Raw genomic sequence first — 16,398 nt, forward strand, 5'->3', positions numbered from 1 at the left:
TTAAATTATTCTACACTTGCGGTTTGGATCTGAGTGGTTTTGATATCTGTTCCCAGCCTTTGTAAATAAGCGATCATTGCTACGATTTCTCTGTTCTCAAGCGGAACGAAAGAAGCTCCTTTTGCCATTCTGTCTTTTTCTACCTGCTGCTTTACATCTGCTGCTTCGGAGTAAATTCTTTTAACAATGCCTTTCGCCTGATTGTCTGCCCACTGATTAGCGGAATCTATTTCAGCTTTCGTGTAAGGAACATCGAAATAATTTTTCATCAGTTTCATCTTGTCTACCATCTGCTCTTTATCCAGTTTGTTCGTAATCAACCAAGGGAAACGCGGCATAATGGATCCCGCTGAAGTAATTCTTGGGTTATACATATGCTTGAAATGCCATGAGTCAGGGTTTCTGCCGCCTTCTCTGTGAAGATCCGGCCCTGTTCTTTTAGATCCCCAAAGGAACGGTCTGTCATACACAAATTCTCCTGCTTTAGAATATTGTCCGTTTTTACCTTCAAATCTTACGATTTCGTCACGGAAAGGTCTTATCATCTGTGAATGACAAGCATTACATCCTTCTCTGATATATAAATCTCTTCCTTCAAGTTCCAGTGGTGAATAAGGTTTCACCGCTGTAATGGTTGGTACACTTTGTTTCAGTGTCAGTGTAGGAATAATTTCCACAAGTCCTCCAATTGCCACCGTAATAAATGCTAATATTGCCATTACTCTCGGGGTTCTTTCTATCCAAAGGTGTATTCCTTCTCCTTCTTTTCTTGCACTTCCGATGTTTGCCAATGCAGGGGCTTCTGCAGGAACATTTTTCTGGAAGGAGCCGGCCTTAATGGTTTTTATCACATTCACCACCATTAAAATGGCACCTGAAATATAGAACAGACCTCCTAAGAATCTCATTTTATAGTAAGGAATAATTGCTGTTACAGTATCCAGCCAGTTTTTCCAAACCAATGTTCCGTCCGGATTGAACTGTTTCCACATTAATCCTTGTGTGAAACCTGAAATATACATCGGAACCGCATAGAAAATAATTCCTAATGTTCCCAGCCAGAAATGCCAGTTAGCCAGTTTTTTAGACCAAAGCGATGTTCTCCACATTACAGGAATCAGGTAATATACGATACCGAATGCCATGAAACCGTTCCAGCCTAATGCTCCGATGTGTACGTGACCGATTACCCAGTCTGTGTAGTGACCTATTTTATTTAAAGATTTTGTTGCTAATAAAGGACCTTCAAACGTTGCCATTCCGTAACACGTAACAGCCACAACGAAGAATTTTAATATCGGATTTTCTCTTACTTTGTCCCAGGCTCCTCTTAAAGTTAAAAGTCCGTTCAGCATTCCTCCCCAAGATGGTGCGATAAGCATGATAGAGAAACCGGTTCCCACTGCCTGAGCCCATGCCGGTAAAGCAGTATATTGAAGGTGGTGAGGACCTGCCCAAAGATAGACGAAGATCAATGACCAGAAGTGAATAATCGATAATTTATAAGAGAAAACCGGTCTGTCGGCAGCTTTTGGTAAGAAATAATACATCAAACCAAGAACCGGAGTTGTTAATACGAATGCTACAGCATTATGGCCATACCACCACTGTACTAAGGCATCTTTAGCTCCTGAATAGATGGAGTATGATTTCCACGAAGTGAATGATAATGGTACCTCAAGGTTGTTGAAAATATGGAGCATTGCCACTGCAAGCCAGGTTCCGATATAGAACCAGATGGCTACATATAGATGTCTTACTCTTCTTTTGGCAATAGTTCCGAACATGTTGATTCCGAAGATCACCCAAGAAATGGTAATTAAAATATCGATAGGCCATTCGTGTTCTGCATATTCTTTGGAAGTATTGATCCCCATAAGGAAAGTGATAACTACTGAAACGATCATTAGCTGCCATGTCCAGAAATGCATCCATGATAATGTATCGCTATACATTCTTGTTTTCAGTAGTCGCTGCATACTGTAATAAGCGCCGCAGAAAAAGGAATTACATACAAAGGCAAATATAACAGCACTTGTATGCAACATTCTGATTCTTCCGAAGCCTAATGCTCCCTGTGTATTAATAAGTCCCTGAATGTTTCCTGATGCCAGACTTTTGATTGTTGTATCGTCCGTTCCAAATAAAAATTCCGGAAGTTCGGGATAAAAAAGCATTAGTGCAGCGGTAAGACCCAGTAAAAAACCTACCAGACCGAATGCGATTGTAGCATAGAGAAATGCTCTGACAATATTATTGTCATAATTAAATTTTTGCGTCTCCATAATTCCTAAAGTATTGTCCTGAAGTGATATTCTTTTTTTCTTAAACAGAAGTTTTTTATGTAAAATTTTAACTTAAGCTTCAATAAATAAAAATATCATGTAGCGTAATAATGTTTTGCCAAAGGTATTCACTAACTTTGTGTAAGGCTAATAGATATACTTCTAAAATATACTAAAAACTACTAAAACGAATAGGCATGAAAATATGTGGTCAAAATATCAGAAAAATACGGAGGAACAAGGATTTTACACAAGAATATATGGCTTTTGAAATGGGCATATCACAAAAGGCTTATTCAGATATTGAAAATGCAAAAGTGAAAATTAATCTGGAAATTCTCACAAAAATTTCTGATATTTTAGATATAAAACCTTCCGAAATTTGTAGTATTTCGGATAAATGCGGAACGAGTGATTTTGAAGAAAAATATCACGAATTGCTGGATTACATGAAGAAAAAGGGGATCACTATTCCTGATGAACTTAAATAAATTCTGAATTTTTTCTAAGAATATTAAAGAAGGGAAATTGTTTATAAAAAAAACGGGAAAAATATTTATATTTTTCCCGTTTTGTAGACTCACAGGGATTCGAACCCCAGATGACTGAACCAAAATCAGTAGTGTTACCGCTACACCATGAGTCTTTCTCTGTTTGAGTGGTGCAAATTTACAGCTTTTTTCATTATTTGCAAGAACTTTTTGAAGTTTTTTTTAAATTTACTGAGTCTTTATTTACGATCATTATGCTGATAGACTTCAAAAATCTCAATATTAATCAATTATATTCTGAAACAGAATTTGAAAATAAAATCAAAACTTTTCTGAAAGATTGGCTTTCTGAAACGAAAACTGTAAAAGTGCAGACTTCCGGTTCTACGGGGGTTCCAAAGGTTTTTGATATTGAGAAAAAGAAAATGGTTGCTTCTGCTGAGATGACGTGTAATTTCTTAGACTTAGTTGAGGGAGATTCAGCTTTGATATGTCTTCCCATTGAATATATTTCAGGAAAAATGATGGTCGTACGGTCTATTGTTAGAAAACTAAAATTAATAATTACCAACCCTACCACAAAGCCTTTAAGCGATATTAATTATAAGATTGATTTTTGCGCGATGACACCACTTCAGGTTGAAAATTCTTTAGATAAATTATATTTAATTAACAATTTAATTATCGGAGGAGCTGCCGTTTCGGAAAGTTTAAAAAAGAAAATTTTTCAGATATCACATGAATTACAAGACTCCCAACGTATTTTCGAGACTTACGGAATGTCTGAAACATTATCTCATATTGCTTTAAAACAAGTTTTTCCTGATCCTGAAGATTTTTTTACAACGTTTGAAAATATAAAAATTTCAACGGATGAACTAGGCTGCCTAAAAATTTTTGCCCCGCATCTGAATACAGAAATTTTACAGACGAATGATTTAGTTGAAATTAAAAATAATAATCAGTTTAGATTCTTAGGAAGAATTGACAATGTGATCAATTCCGGGGGAGCAAAGATCTTTCCTGAACAATTGGAAGCGCTGGTTAAAAAAGAAATTCCGTTTGAAGCCGTGTTTTTAGGATTGGAAGATGAGACTTTGGGACAGAAATTAGTACTGGTTATTGAAGGAGAGAAATCTCAGCAAATCATTGATAATATCGCAACATTACCTTTTGAAAAAAGTTTTCATAAACCTAAAGAAATCATTTTTAAAGAAAAAATTCCGCGAACTCCAAACGGAAAGGTCAACAGGATCGAACTGAAAAATATATTGCAGAACAATATCAATAATTAAGAAATGAAAGATTTCTCTAAAGAGCTTACGTTTAAAACTTCCCGCAGCAGTGGGGCAGGTGGGCAGAACGTCAATAAAGTTGAAACTTCGGTAACGGTTCTCTGGAAAATCGAAGAGTCTGAATTTTTTAATGATATCCAGAAAGATTTAATTCAAATTAAATTAAAAAACAGAATCAATGCAGAAGGTTTTTTATTTCTCACAGTTTCTGAAAGCAGAACGCAATTGATGAATAAAACCAAAGCCATCGAAAAAATTCTCGAAATCGTTGACAAAGCTTTAGTTATTCCTAAAAAACGTGTGGCCACAAAACCATCCAGAGGTCAAAAACAGAAAAGACTGGATGCTAAAAAGAATTTATCTCAGAAAAAGGAAAACCGGAAATTTAGATATTAACCGGGATTTTTAGTTTACTAACTTAGAATGTTAAATTTTAATTGTTTTACCTGCGTTTCGCATATTCGTGTTATTCCGTTTTTAAGTTTTATCTTTGCAAAAAATAATTAAATGAGCAAACCGATTACTGAATTCATAGAAAAATATTATCTGCACTTCAATGCAGCGGCATTGGTAGATGCTTCAAAAGGATATGTTGCGCATCTTAAGGATGGCGGAAAAATGATGATTACCCTTGCAGGAGCAATGTCTACGGCAGAATTAGGAAAAATTCTTGCAGAAATGATCCGTCAGGACAAAGTAGATTTCATCTCATGCACCGGTGCCAATCTTGAAGAAGATCTTATGAACCTTGTGGCACATTCTCATTATGAGAGAGTTCCTCATTACAGAGATCTTACACCGCAGGAAGAATGGGGTTTGCTGGAAAGAGGATTAAACAGAGTAACGGATACCTGTATTCCTGAAGAAGAAGCTTTCAGAAGGTTACAAAAGCATATCTATGAAATCTGGAAAGATGCAGACAATAAAGGAGAAAGATATTTTCCGCACGAATATATGTACAAAATGATCCTTTCAGGGGTTCTTGAGCAGTATTATGAAATTCCAAGAGAAAATTCATGGATGATCGCTGCTGCAGAGAAAAACTTACCGATTGTTGTTCCGGGATGGGAAGACTCTACAATGGGAAATATTTTTGCGTCGTACTGCATCAAAGGAGATCTTAAATTCTCTACCATGAAATCAGGAATCGAATATATGGCGTATCTTGCTGACTGGTACACTAAAAACTCATCAGGAAAAGGAGTTGGTTTCTTCCAGATTGGTGGAGGTATTGCGGGTGATTTCCCGATCTGTGTGGTGCCGATGCTATATCAGGATATGGAAATGCATGATATTCCGTTCTGGTCGTATTTCTGCCAGATTTCAGATTCTACTACTTCTTACGGATCCTATTCAGGAGCTGTTCCTAATGAGAAAATCACCTGGGGAAAACTGGATATCACAACACCGAAATTTATCGTTGAAAGTGATGCGACCATTTGTGCGCCTTTGATGTTCTCATATATTTTAGAAAACTCATAAAAGCGAAATACGAAAATCTATAGCTTGAAATCATAGAACGTTCCAATTATTGGGACGTTTTTTTGTTTTCTCCACAGATTATTCTTTATATATTTTTTAAGTTTTGGCGTGTCCCTCGTCCAAAGCTGAGCAGCCGCTCGGGTCGGGCTTCTCCGGGCTCCACTTCGTTCCGGTCTCAAGAGACTGCTCGCTACGCTCGCACCCTTCATATCCCTCACGCGTTTCAGTCCAGGGAATTTACCAGCACAAAATAACGGTATGCCAGAATTGCTTTTTGAATTTTTGTCAGCTTCGTGGGGTCTTTATCACTCAATTTGGGAAGTACGGCTTTGTTCACTTTATTCAACCAACGGAAAAATGATTTTTTCATAACAGATATTTTGATTGTTAACATTCAAAAATTATGCAACGATAAATTGTCAGCAGAATATGCAGTAGATAAAAATTGCCCGCATTTCTGCAGGCAACATTACACTTCATCACACTATTTACGAATTCCGTATGTATTTGGATTCTCTATTGATTGATTAAAATTACATAATAAAAAGAGATTTTATCTTGATCTATGATAAGTAAATCGTAATAATTTAATTTCATAAATTTGATTTTCAACAATTCATAGCATGAATGAAATTTTCAAACAGCAAGTCTGGGAAATCACGAAATTGGTTCCAAAGGGAAGAGTGACAAGTTACGGTGCCATTGCAAAAGCAATTGGTTTTCCTAACCATTCCCGGCATGTCGGTAAAGCTATGGGAGGCTGTCCGCCGGATGTTCCCGCTCATCGTGTAATTTCAAGTTCCGGAACCTTGTCGGTTCCCGAATTTCAGAAAAGACTGGAAGCAGAGGGAATTGTTGTTGAAAACTTTAGAATTAAAGATTTTAAGAAATTATTTTGGGATCCGATGTCAGAGTTGTGAGAAGAAGGTTTCGTTAAAAAGTTTCGGCGGAGCCTTTGGCTCCGCCGAAACTTTTTGTGTTTCCGGGGCGACGTCGTCGCCCCGGAAATCCTATTATCATCAGATTATTTTTCCAATTGCTTATAGCTTCTCTGAATAAATTCTGTCAATTCTTTTCCTTTCAGTAAATTCTGAGAAAGTTTCGCCAAATCCAAAGCATGCTTAATTAAGTCCGCTTTTTCATTATCTTCCGTTTTCAGGATCTGACCGGCAAATTCACTGTTGGAATTTACCACCAGATTATACATTTCCGGGAAACCTCCCATCCCGAACATCCCACCGCCGCCGGTTGCCTGCATGTCTTTCATTCTTCTCATAAATTCGGGCTGTGTAATCGTAAACGGTGCATCCGTACTGTCGAGATCTTCAAGCTGCACGGTGAATTTTTTATCATTGATCGATTCTTCAACATTTCTCTTCAACGATTCTTTTTCCGTTTCATTTAATTTGGAAATGATAGGTTCGTCTTTTTTAATCAAATTGTTGATGTGATCTGCATCAACTCTTGCAAATGAAATCTTGTCTTTTGATGTTTCAAGCTTCTGGATCACATGAGGAATAATTGGCGAATCTAAAAGAAGAACCTCATAGCCTTTATCTTTTGCTGCCTGAATATAACTGTGCTGTTCGTCTGCATTGGAAGCGTAAAGAATGATAAGATTTCCGTCTTTATCGGTTTGATTTGGCTTTATTTTTTCTTCCAGCTCATTCCAAAGGAAATATTTTCCATCACTTGTAGGATATAATGTAAACTTGTCTGATTTTTCAGCAAATTTTTCTTCCGTTATGATTCCGTATTCAATCACCACTTTGATATCGTTCCATTTTTTCTCGTAATCTTCACGGTTTTCGTTGATGAGTGAAGCCATCTTGTCGGCCACTTTTTTAGTGATATATGAAGAAATCTTCTTTACCGCACCATCAGCCTGCAAATAAGAACGCGAAACATTCAATGGGATATCCGGGGAATCGATCACTCCACGAAGAAGCATTAAGAAATCCGGAACAATACCTTTTACTTCATCAGTCACGAAAACCTGATTCTGATAAAGCTGAATTTTGTCTTTTTCAATATTTAAATTGTTGCTTAATTTTGGGAAGAATAAAATCCCCGTTAAATTGAACGGATAATCAACATTCAAATGAATATTGAATAAAGGCTCTTCAAACTGCATCGGATATAATTCATGATAGAATTTCATATAATCCTCATTGTTCAGTTCACTCGGAGCAATAGTCCATGCCGGAGTAGGATTGTTGATGATATTATCAACTTCCTCAGTTTCTGCTACCGCATCTTCCGGAGTGTCTTCCGGTAAAGGCAACGTGTGTGTTTTCGTCCCGAATTTAATCGGAACAGGCATGAATTTGTTATATTTCAACAATAATTCACGGATTTTGCTTTCTTCTAAAAACTCTGTGGAATCTTCAGCAATATAAAGGATGATTTCTGTTCCTCTCTCCGTTTTGTCGGTTGTTTCTTCTAAAGTAAATTCCGGACTGCCGTCACAAATCCATCGAACTGCAGGTTCTTCTTTGTAAGATTTGGTTAAGATTTCAACCTTTTCTGCAACCATGAATGCCGAATAAAACCCAAGTCCGAAATGTCCGATAATTCCTGAGTCTTTTGCGGTATCCTTGTATTTTTCTAAAAACTCCTCAGCTCCTGAAAAAGCTACCTGATTGATGTATTTTTCAACCTCCTCACCGGTCATTCCGATTCCCTGATCGATAATGTGGAGCTTTTTATTTTCTTTATCTACCTTAACTTCAATCTTTGGGTTTCCATATTCTATTTTTGCTTCACCGATACTCGTTAAGTGCTTTAGTTTTAAAGTAGCATCTGTTGCGTTGGAAATTAATTCTCTTAAGAATATTTCGTGGTCACTGTAAAGAAATTTTTTAATTAACGGAAAAATATTTTCCACCGATACATTAATATTTCCTTTAGTCATAATAATTTTTGTTTTTTAATTTCCTTTTATTTCTCAAAAAAAATACCGAACACAATAAACTGACATTTTGACATTTTTTATTTAGAAATTAGAAATTAGAAATTAGAAATTAGTTTTTTAATAAACAATTATTTGCTTAATCTGTAAAATCAGCGAGAGAAAAGATTCAATAACAATGAAAAAGACAGCCTTTTTAGACTGTCTTCTATATTTAAAAAACTAAAAAAGTTTTTTATTTCTTCTTTAATTCTTCTTTAATTTTATTTTCAAGTTCTTCTGCAAGTTCAGGATTATCTTTCAATACATCTTTTACTGCGTCACGACCTTGTCCTAATTTTGTTTCTTCGTAGCTGAACCAAGATCCGCTTTTCTTTACAATGCCTTGTTCTACAGCCTGATCCAGGATTTCTCCCGTTTTAGAAACACCTTCACCGTACATAATGTCGAATTCTGCCTGCTTGAAAGGTGGTGCTACTTTGTTTTTTACAATTTTTACTTTTACACGGCTACCGACAGCTTCATCACCATTTTTAATTGGTGCGCTTGCTTTTCTGATGTCAACTCTTACTGAAGCATAAAATTTCAAAGCATTACCACCGGTCGTTGTTTCAGGATTTCCGAACATTACCCCGATTTTTTCTCTCAACTGGTTGATGAAAATTACTGTACATTTTGTTCTTGAAATCGTGGCTGTTAATTTTCTCAATGCCTGAGACATCAATCTTGCATGAAGACCCATTTTAGAATCTCCCATTTCTCCTTCAATTTCAGCTTTTGGCGTAAGCGCTGCTACGGAGTCAATAACAACAATATCAATTGCTCCCGAACGAATCAGATTATCGGCGATTTCCAAAGCCTGTTCTCCGTTGTCAGGTTGAGAAATGATAAGGTTTTCTAAATCAATTCCAAGTTTTGCTGCGTAGGTTCTGTCAAAAGCATGCTCTGCATCAATAAATGCAGCAATTCCGCCTGCTTTCTGAGCTTCAGCGATAGCATGAAGCGTTAGAGTTGTTTTACCGGAAGATTCAGGACCGTAAATTTCAATAATTCTCCCTCTTGGGTAGCCACCTACTCCAAGAGCAATGTCTAATCCCAAAGAACCGGAAGGAATTACTTCAATGGTATTATCCACAGAACTGTCGCCCAATGTCATTACAGTACCTTTTCCGTATGTTTTATCTAGTTTGTCAAGCACCAATGCGAGTGCTTTTTTCTTGTCGTCTATGTTACTCATCTGTTGTTTAAATAATTTATCAAAAATACAAAAAATTACCGTGAAAAACTAATGTTGCATACCATTAAAAAGCTGTTTTTATAGTTAAAGATTTATAAAATTTTAAGTTAATGAATTAATACTTAAATGCTAAATATTAATTTTTAAAACTGTTATTCAGATGTTTAAGAGAGCACAAGATCAGTTGGTTACCTAATGGAAATTCGAGTTTGCAGTAATGTTTAGATAGTCCGTGAGAACTTTCATCTGATCTTTATTTCCTTTCTTTATTCTTCGTTTGCGACTCACCAGTTTATCATAGATTTTATTGATCGTTCTCTTGACAATCGGGAAAGCTTTTCTGTTATTTACTTCAGGAATCTGAAGCCTTTTGCATACCTCGTCATCCAGCAAAAACCAGGTGCAGCATATGTGCAGATATCGAAGGTTTCTTCTTTGAAATCTATATTTTAAAATCGGATTTTCCAATGATTCGTTCAGTAACGAATGTGCTAAAAGTACAGAATCTTTATCCGCCGGAGGTTGAATGGAAGTCCACAGATAAAAAAATTCTGTAGCTTGTTTTTTATTTTCAGGTAAAAGGTTTTCCGGAATTCCTAATAGATATCCTACATATTTCCAGAGATGAAAAAGGCCGTCTTCTTCTTGCTTAGAAAAAGTATTACCCAGCTTATGAAGGCTGTGCAGAAAAACCAAGCTGAATCCAATATACGTTGCCATCATATCCCAGGAATTGATGGGCTCTCCCCAATTCTCCGTATCCCAGTTTTTATAATGTTTTCTGATGGAGAGTCTTGCGTAAGAATGAATCAATCTTGTTTTAATGGCAAATTCATACCCTTTTTGATGAAGTTCCAATGCGTTATACCTCGTTGTGTTCACCCAGAAATCGAGTGTTTCCGAAAGTCTCTTTGCCGCTCCTTTTTTCAAGGCTTCTGTTATAATAAGAGGTTTATTGAGATACGCAAAATCATAACCTCCCATCAGGCAATAATCTCGAAGAGAAATCAGGGAATCCAGATTGACTCTCATGCAAAGCTCGGCACCATTTTTTAATAAATCATAATCCAGCCAGTCAGGAATTTTTTGTGTTTGAAGAAACAACTTTTTTACACTTTCGGGAACTTCATCACTTTCAGAAACTCCGTTACGAATGTAGCTTTCAATTTCTCTCGATGCCTCGTGAAATTTTTTGGTTAGATAAATATCCTTCACAACCTGATCTCCGACTTCGTCAACATGATAAAAATAAGGTGAGAATTTTTCGAAATCTTTAAAGCTAACTTCTGCTCCGGAAAACCTGATAAGCTGGCTTCCATTACCTTTTGTCCAGAAGTCTTTAAAATGCGGAGAATCTTTAAAACGTGGTTGTAAATTCGAACTGTTCATTAGTAATAAAAGTACAAGTTTTACGCCGAACATAGAAGATGAGATTTGTCATTTATCAACATTAAAATACTACAAACGGGTAATTTCTTCGTGTTTATGAAATTTGAAAATTTGTATACAATTATGATATGAAGATCAATCTCAGTAACTGTGTTTTTTGCAGTTCTGATTTTTGCGCTATCTATTTTCATTCTTAAAGCTTCTAACCCTTAAAATAAATAATTATGAAAACGAGAATTTTATTACTTATTATAGTAGCAACTATTATTAGTGGTTGTAAATCTAAGCATAATGTTGATTCTGAAGTAAATAGGCGTGTTAATTTTAAGAGAACAAATACCTATGAGGTGGAATATGATTTTCAAACCGGAAAATTTAGAAGAAATAATAATCAATTGAAAGTGGATAATCCTGTTGTTTTTAAAATAGATAATATCAACAGTTTGGCATATGATGTAAAAATAAAGTGTAAGGATTCTATTTTAGCTTCAAGTTTTACAGATATATGGCCTAATTTAATTTCTGAGAAGGAGGGATCTCCTGCATCTGAACAGAATAATAGCAGTGTAGTAAATGTGACACAAAAAAAAGAAAATGTACACTTTTCTTCAAATGACGTTTCAGATAAAGTAACAGCCACAGAAAATAATCAAACAAAAAGTAAACAATTGAAAGAAGAGGTTGTAAGGGAAGTAGAATCTATTTCGAAACTGGAAATGTTTATTAAACAACAAATAGACATAGAAAAAGCTTTGGAGAGTTCAAAAAAAGAACTCGACACACTACAGAGAAAGATTCAAGAAGCAGAACATGTCAAAGTAACAATCAATCAGGAGATAAATGAAATAGATAGAAAAATTAAACAACTTGAAAACGAAATAAATTTAGAAAAGGATAATGAGAAAAAGGAAAAATTGTATAGTAGTAGAGATGATTTAAAAAAAAGTAAACAAGAACAAGTTCAGAAATTAGAAAAATCAGATTATGATATAAAGCTAGCAACCAAAAAAATTGTGAACTTAAATATTCAAAAGTTAGAAACGAATTATAAAGAAACAGTCGATAATGTTAAGAAATATAGTGATATAAAAAATGATTATTTGAAAAAATTTGCTAATGACAGTGAAAAATTCATTAAAACTTACGGAAGTATTGAGGATATATACAATAAATCATTGAAATTGATTGCTTATCAAAAAGAAACAATGGATATTTCACAAAATCCCAGATTAACTTTCTCATTATATGATTCAATATATAAAATAAAATTGCAGGAAATTTTCTCGAAATTGGACGGATTAGAGGTAGATGTTCGAGCGTTTGAACATAATTATAATGAGCTTCAAAAACTTTATAGTTATGCAAAATATAATCCTTCACTTGATGATGTTCTTAATGATGTAGGTCAAACAAAATTATATGCTTATATAGATGATTTGAAATTAATTTCAGATAAAATGAATGAAAATTTTAAAGTGAATGATTTTGAGCAAATGATCACCTATTTAAAGCAGGTAATACCATTATTGGAAAAAAAGGAAACTTATAGTATTGTTTCAAGTTCTATACAACCAATGAATGATGTAGCGGTTTTTGAAATTGACATAAAAAAAAGAAACAATAAAAGTATTGGAGAATTGTATCAGGAACGAAAGTTTAGACATAAGGAATTTACTTACGGGGGAACTCGCTTTGATTTAGGTATTGGATTATCTGGCGCTTGGTTTCCCAATGTAAAGGTATTTGAGTTTGAATCCCGTAATATTGAAGAAAAAGATAATAGCGGAAATATCATTAAATCAGCACCCGGAGCTTTTATTTATTTGAAATCCAATCAATTATATTCGCCGTCTTTAGTGGGGATGTTTACGTTAAGTCACAGGAGTACCCACTATATCACATTCGGGGCAAGTGCTGGAATGGGTGTCGAATTTAAACAGGATAAATTGCAGTTGAACAGTTTTTTTGTTGGACCGAGTGTTATTTTAGGAAAATACGACAGAATTGTAATTACAGCTGGAATTTTGATGAAAGAAGTGGATATATTGAAAAAGGGATATGAAATAGGAGAAGCATATGAAAGTAAAAATAATGGTGTCGATTTTCTAACTAAAGAATATAGAGCCGGCGGGTTTTTATCTCTTACTTACAATCTCACAAAAGGGGTTAGAGATAATGTGAAATATTTAAGAGCACTAACTAAATAGATAATAAAAAGCACCTCCTATTTTTTTGGAGGTGCTTTTTATATTTAAGCTCAGACTTTATTAGTTAGACAAAGAAGCAGCGTGCACCAACATATCCACCAACTTGTTTGAGTAACCCATTTCGTTGTCATACCAGGAAACAAGTTTTACGAAGTTTGGAGAAAGCATGATACCGGCATCTTTATCGAAGATAGAAGTTCTCTTATCTCCTACGAAATCCTGAGAAACTACCGCATCTTCAGTGTATCCTAAAATACCTTTCAATTCACCTTCAGAAGCAGCTTTGATAGCAGCACAGATCTCATCGTAAGAAGTAGCTTTTTCTAATCTTACTGTTAAATCCACTACAGAAACGTCAACAGTCGGTACTCTGAAAGACATCCCTGTTAATTTTCCGTTTAATGAAGGAATTACTTTTCCTACTGCTTTTGCAGCACCTGTAGAAGAAGGAATAATGTTATTCAAAGCAGCTCTACCACCTCTCCAGTCTTTCATTGAAGGACCGTCAACGGTTTTTTGAGTTGCTGTTGTAGCGTGTACAGTAGTCATCAAACCTTCTACGATTCCGAAGTTATCGTGAATTACTTTAGCTAAAGGAGCTAAACAGTTTGTTGTACAAGAAGCGTTTGATAAAATTTTGATATCGTCAGTAAGTTCAGTATGGTTTACCCCCATTACGAACATTGGCGTGTCGTCTTTAGAAGGCGCAGAAAGGATTACTTTTTTAGCACCTGCATTGATATGTTTTGCTGCATTTTCTTTATCTAAGAATAAACCTGTAGATTCAACGATGTAGTCAGCACCGATTTCATTCCATTTAAGATTATTCGGGTCTCTTTCCGCAGTTACTCTGATTCTTTTTCCGTTTACTACAAGATCATTACCTTCTACAGATACTTCACCCGGAAAAATACCGTGTACAGAATCATATTTAAGCATGTAAGCCATGTATGTAGCATCGATAAGGTCATTGATTCCTACAACTTCGATGTTGTCTCTTTCAGTCATTGCTCTGAAAACAAGACGACCGATTCTACCAAACCCGTTGATACCTACTTTAATTGTTGACATAATAGTTTGTTTTAAATTATATTAAAATATTAGATTGCTAAAATTTCTGAAATCAAAAGAAGATCTCTATTGATTTCGTTGTGTTTTTTAATGGCTTCTTCAATCGGCGTATAAACCAGATCGTTAGAGCGCATTCCTGCCATTACGTTGGTTTGTCCTTCCATTAAGCCTGTTACCGCTCCATAACCCAGTCTGCTTGCCAGAACTCTGTCTGCACAGCTTGGAGAACCTCCTCTTTGGATATGTCCTAAAATGGCAACCCGAATGTCATAATCAGGAAATTCTTTCTTCGTTTTTTCAGCTAATTCATAAATGTTTGCTAATTTTTCTCCCTCCGCTACAACAACAATGCTTGATGCTTTTCCTGTTTTTTCAGCATTTCTGAAATTAGTGAAAAGCTCATCAATACTGTCTTTTCTCTCAGGAATTAGAATATCCAAAGCACCGGCAGCCAATCCACTGTTTAAAGCAATGAAACCTGCATCACGACCCATTACTTCAACAAAGAAAACCCTGTTGTGAGAAGTTGCCGTATCACGGATTTTATCAATAGCTTCCATTGCGGTATTCAGGGCAGTGTCATAACCGATTGTATTATCGGTTCCGAAAATATCGTTATCAATAGTCCCTGGTACACCGATCACTCTGATTCCGAATTCTTCATTAAAGATCTTAGCCCCAGTGAATGTTCCGTCTCCGCCGATACATACCAATCCGTCAATGCCCAGTTTTAAGCAATGGTCATAGGCTTTCTGGCGTCCTTCTTTGGTTCTAAATTCCATGGATCTGGCAGATTTCAGAATGGTTCCGCCCTGATTGATTATATTTTTTACGGAACGGGGACCCATTTTAAGAAAATCTCCGTTTATAAGGCCGTTGTAGCCTTCTCTTACTCCGTAGCATTCGATATTATAATAATTTGCGGTTCTCACTACCGCCCTTAATGCTGCATTCATACCCGGAGAATCTCCTCCTGAGGTAAGAACTGCAATTTTTTTTACAGCACTCTCTTTCATCTAGTAAAAAGTTTCGAACACAAATTTACAAAAACAAGTTCAGATAATAATAGTATGTTTATAATAGTTTTGAATATAAGTTATTAAAAATGTCTAAAATTTGTTGGTTTGAAAAATTATCTCACGACTTGTGATTCAAAATAGTCGATTTGTAAATTATTGTAGATTAAAAAACATTACCACTTTTCCGTCAAATACTTCCAGTATCTTCTTGGAACATGCTGAATATGCAGTTTCAGATTTTTCCTTTCCACAATATTGGTTTTCGTGAAATAGCGTTGCCATAGCGTTTGATATCGGGCTTCCTCATCATGGAATTTCTGCTGATATTTATTTAAATCCAATTTTTCATCCGGATAAAAAAAATCACACGTTTCCAAATCGTAAAGAATACCATAATTTCTTCTCAGATCGTAAATCATCCATTTCTGATCCTGATAACGGTCTTTAAAATGCTTTCTGATCAGCGGCAGCACATTGAAATCCGGATCGATTTTGGCGAAGAAAACTTCATCCTGCATTTTTTCAAAACGTACAAATGCTGTCATCCGGTGTCTTTCACGGCTCACGGATTTACAGATTTTGGAAATTTTCAAAATATTATTATCGGCATAATTCTGCAAAATATTTTCTTCCGGATATTTTATAGATTGCTTAACGGCTGATAAAATGAGCTGTTCAGATTCCGGATCTTCTGATAAATATACTTTTAGCAATTCATGAATTCCTCCCTTGCCTATATTTTGTTCCAGCTTATTTAAAACCCTTTCTGCTTTATCATTCTGTGTAATTACTTCATGGATTTCAGCAAAAATATTTTCCTGGTGAAATCTTTCTCTGCTTACAATTTCTACATTTTTGTAACGATATTCGAAAACTTCAAATATTGATGTGAAAAGTCCGTCGAAACTTCCGTCGTAGAGTAAGGTGGTCATGAGATAATGTATCAGTTTAACAATTTATAAATGTAATAATTTGGAATTTGTAGTGATTGAAAATTATGTAACATGAAAA

The 16,398-nt window shown here is 35.4% G+C and carries 14 protein-coding genes and 1 tRNA gene; 6 read left to right on the plus strand and 9 right to left on the minus strand.

Going from position 1 to position 16,398, the window contains the following annotated elements; all coding sequences use genetic code 11:
• Nucleotides 1-5: 5 nt before the first annotated feature.
• Nucleotides 6-2,285 carry a cytochrome-c oxidase, cbb3-type subunit I gene (gene ccoN, locus BLR30_RS01175; RefSeq protein WP_089853487.1) on the minus strand — a complete coding sequence of 760 codons (2,280 nt, stop codon included), beginning with the start codon at nucleotides 2,283-2,285 and terminating at the stop codon, nucleotides 6-8.
• Between the two features lie 197 nt (nucleotides 2,286-2,482).
• Here ccoN and BLR30_RS01180 point away from each other — a divergent pair, with 197 nt between their 5' ends.
• Nucleotides 2,483-2,776: a helix-turn-helix domain-containing protein gene (locus tag BLR30_RS01180; RefSeq protein WP_089853490.1), complete on the plus strand. Its 294-nt coding sequence runs from the start codon at nucleotides 2,483-2,485 to the stop codon at nucleotides 2,774-2,776.
• An 84-nt stretch (nucleotides 2,777-2,860) separates the two neighbouring features.
• Here the strand turns inward: BLR30_RS01180 and BLR30_RS01185 are convergent.
• Nucleotides 2,861-2,931: transfer RNA gene (locus BLR30_RS01185), tRNA-Gln, on the minus strand.
• A gap of 99 nt (nucleotides 2,932-3,030) precedes the next feature.
• Between BLR30_RS01185 and BLR30_RS01190 the strand changes: the two genes are divergently transcribed.
• The 3 genes from BLR30_RS01190 (at nucleotide 3,031) to BLR30_RS01200 (ending at nucleotide 5,553) form a co-directional block, all read left to right on the plus strand.
• Entirely contained in the window at nucleotides 3,031-4,071 is a 1,041-nt protein-coding gene (locus BLR30_RS01190; RefSeq protein ID WP_089854576.1) for an AMP-binding protein, read from the plus strand.
• 3 nt (nucleotides 4,072-4,074) lie between these two features.
• Nucleotides 4,075-4,467 carry an alternative ribosome rescue aminoacyl-tRNA hydrolase ArfB gene (arfB, locus tag BLR30_RS01195; protein WP_089853493.1) on the plus strand — a complete coding sequence of 131 codons (393 nt, stop codon included), beginning with the start codon at nucleotides 4,075-4,077 and terminating at the stop codon, nucleotides 4,465-4,467.
• Between the two features lie 111 nt (nucleotides 4,468-4,578).
• Entirely contained in the window at nucleotides 4,579-5,553 is a 975-nt protein-coding gene (locus BLR30_RS01200) for a deoxyhypusine synthase family protein (protein ID WP_042720872.1), read from the plus strand.
• Nucleotides 5,554-5,776: 223 nt separating this feature from the next.
• Here BLR30_RS01200 and BLR30_RS17630 read toward each other — a convergent pair whose 3' ends face one another.
• A complete protein-coding gene (locus tag BLR30_RS17630; protein ID WP_175443573.1) occupies nucleotides 5,777-5,923 on the minus strand; it encodes a hypothetical protein in 147 nt (48 codons plus the stop codon).
• A gap of 253 nt (nucleotides 5,924-6,176) precedes the next feature.
• Between BLR30_RS17630 and BLR30_RS01210 the strand changes: the two genes are divergently transcribed.
• Nucleotides 6,177-6,473 carry an MGMT family protein gene (locus BLR30_RS01210; RefSeq protein WP_089853500.1) on the plus strand — a complete coding sequence of 99 codons (297 nt, stop codon included), beginning with the start codon at nucleotides 6,177-6,179 and terminating at the stop codon, nucleotides 6,471-6,473.
• A 104-nt stretch (nucleotides 6,474-6,577) separates the two neighbouring features.
• Here BLR30_RS01210 and htpG read toward each other — a convergent pair whose 3' ends face one another.
• The 3 genes from htpG to BLR30_RS01225 all read right to left on the minus strand — a co-directional run bounded on the left by htpG (nucleotide 6,578) and on the right by BLR30_RS01225 (nucleotide 11,090).
• The gene (htpG, locus tag BLR30_RS01215; RefSeq protein ID WP_089853503.1) at nucleotides 6,578-8,467 is read right to left on the minus strand and encodes a molecular chaperone HtpG; all 1,890 of its coding nucleotides are present in this window, start codon (nucleotides 8,465-8,467) and stop codon (nucleotides 6,578-6,580) included.
• A 232-nt stretch (nucleotides 8,468-8,699) separates the two neighbouring features.
• Nucleotides 8,700-9,701: a recombinase RecA gene (recA, locus tag BLR30_RS01220; protein ID WP_089853507.1), complete on the minus strand. Its 1,002-nt coding sequence runs from the start codon at nucleotides 9,699-9,701 to the stop codon at nucleotides 8,700-8,702.
• Between the two features lie 192 nt (nucleotides 9,702-9,893).
• On the minus strand, nucleotides 9,894-11,090 hold the full coding sequence (locus BLR30_RS01225; RefSeq protein ID WP_089854579.1) for an oxygenase MpaB family protein: 1,197 nt from the start codon (nucleotides 11,088-11,090) through the stop codon (nucleotides 9,894-9,896).
• 224 nt (nucleotides 11,091-11,314) lie between these two features.
• Here BLR30_RS01225 and BLR30_RS01230 point away from each other — a divergent pair, with 224 nt between their 5' ends.
• Nucleotides 11,315-13,297: a coiled-coil domain-containing protein gene (locus BLR30_RS01230; RefSeq protein WP_089853510.1), complete on the plus strand. Its 1,983-nt coding sequence runs from the start codon at nucleotides 11,315-11,317 to the stop codon at nucleotides 13,295-13,297.
• A gap of 60 nt (nucleotides 13,298-13,357) precedes the next feature.
• On the opposite strand, the gene gap is transcribed toward BLR30_RS01230, so the two are convergent.
• The 3 genes from gap to BLR30_RS01245 form a co-directional block, all read right to left on the minus strand.
• Nucleotides 13,358-14,368, minus strand: a complete 1,011-nt coding sequence (gene gap / locus BLR30_RS01235; RefSeq protein ID WP_089853513.1) for a type I glyceraldehyde-3-phosphate dehydrogenase — start codon at nucleotides 14,366-14,368, stop codon at nucleotides 13,358-13,360.
• Nucleotides 14,369-14,397: 29 nt separating this feature from the next.
• Nucleotides 14,398-15,384: a 6-phosphofructokinase gene (pfkA, locus tag BLR30_RS01240; RefSeq protein ID WP_089853516.1), complete on the minus strand. Its 987-nt coding sequence runs from the start codon at nucleotides 15,382-15,384 to the stop codon at nucleotides 14,398-14,400.
• Between the two features lie 176 nt (nucleotides 15,385-15,560).
• Nucleotides 15,561-16,319, minus strand: a complete 759-nt coding sequence (locus tag BLR30_RS01245) for a TIGR03915 family putative DNA repair protein (RefSeq protein ID WP_089853519.1) — start codon at nucleotides 16,317-16,319, stop codon at nucleotides 15,561-15,563.
• Nucleotides 16,320-16,398 lie beyond the last annotated feature (79 nt).

Source organism: Chryseobacterium taeanense (genome assembly GCF_900099685.1).
Lineage (GTDB): Bacteria > Bacteroidota > Bacteroidia > Flavobacteriales > Weeksellaceae > Chryseobacterium > Chryseobacterium taeanense.

Coding starts and splice junctions, on each gene's coding strand:
- gap (WP_089853513.1), bottom strand. CDS start 14,368: ATGTCAACAATTAAAGTAGGTATCAACGGGTTTGGTAGAATCGGTCGT.
- BLR30_RS01225 (WP_089854579.1), bottom strand. CDS start 11,090: ATGAACAGTTCGAATTTACAACCACGTTTTAAAGATTCTCCGCATTTT.
- BLR30_RS01180 (WP_089853490.1), top strand. CDS start 2,483: ATGAAAATATGTGGTCAAAATATCAGAAAAATACGGAGGAACAAGGAT.
- BLR30_RS01245 (WP_089853519.1), bottom strand. CDS start 16,319: ATGACCACCTTACTCTACGACGGAAGTTTCGACGGACTTTTCACATCA.
- recA (WP_089853507.1), bottom strand. CDS start 9,701: ATGAGTAACATAGACGACAAGAAAAAAGCACTCGCATTGGTGCTTGAC.
- BLR30_RS17630 (WP_175443573.1), bottom strand. CDS start 5,923: ATGAAAAAATCATTTTTCCGTTGGTTGAATAAAGTGAACAAAGCCGTA.
- BLR30_RS01230 (WP_089853510.1), top strand. CDS start 11,315: ATGAAAACGAGAATTTTATTACTTATTATAGTAGCAACTATTATTAGT.
- BLR30_RS01210 (WP_089853500.1), top strand. CDS start 6,177: ATGAATGAAATTTTCAAACAGCAAGTCTGGGAAATCACGAAATTGGTT.
- htpG (WP_089853503.1), bottom strand. CDS start 8,467: ATGACTAAAGGAAATATTAATGTATCGGTGGAAAATATTTTTCCGTTA.
- BLR30_RS01200 (WP_042720872.1), top strand. CDS start 4,579: ATGAGCAAACCGATTACTGAATTCATAGAAAAATATTATCTGCACTTC.
- ccoN (WP_089853487.1), bottom strand. CDS start 2,285: ATGGAGACGCAAAAATTTAATTATGACAATAATATTGTCAGAGCATTT.
- arfB (WP_089853493.1), top strand. CDS start 4,075: ATGAAAGATTTCTCTAAAGAGCTTACGTTTAAAACTTCCCGCAGCAGT.
- pfkA (WP_089853516.1), bottom strand. CDS start 15,384: ATGAAAGAGAGTGCTGTAAAAAAAATTGCAGTTCTTACCTCAGGAGGA.
- BLR30_RS01190 (WP_089854576.1), top strand. CDS start 3,031: ATGCTGATAGACTTCAAAAATCTCAATATTAATCAATTATATTCTGAA.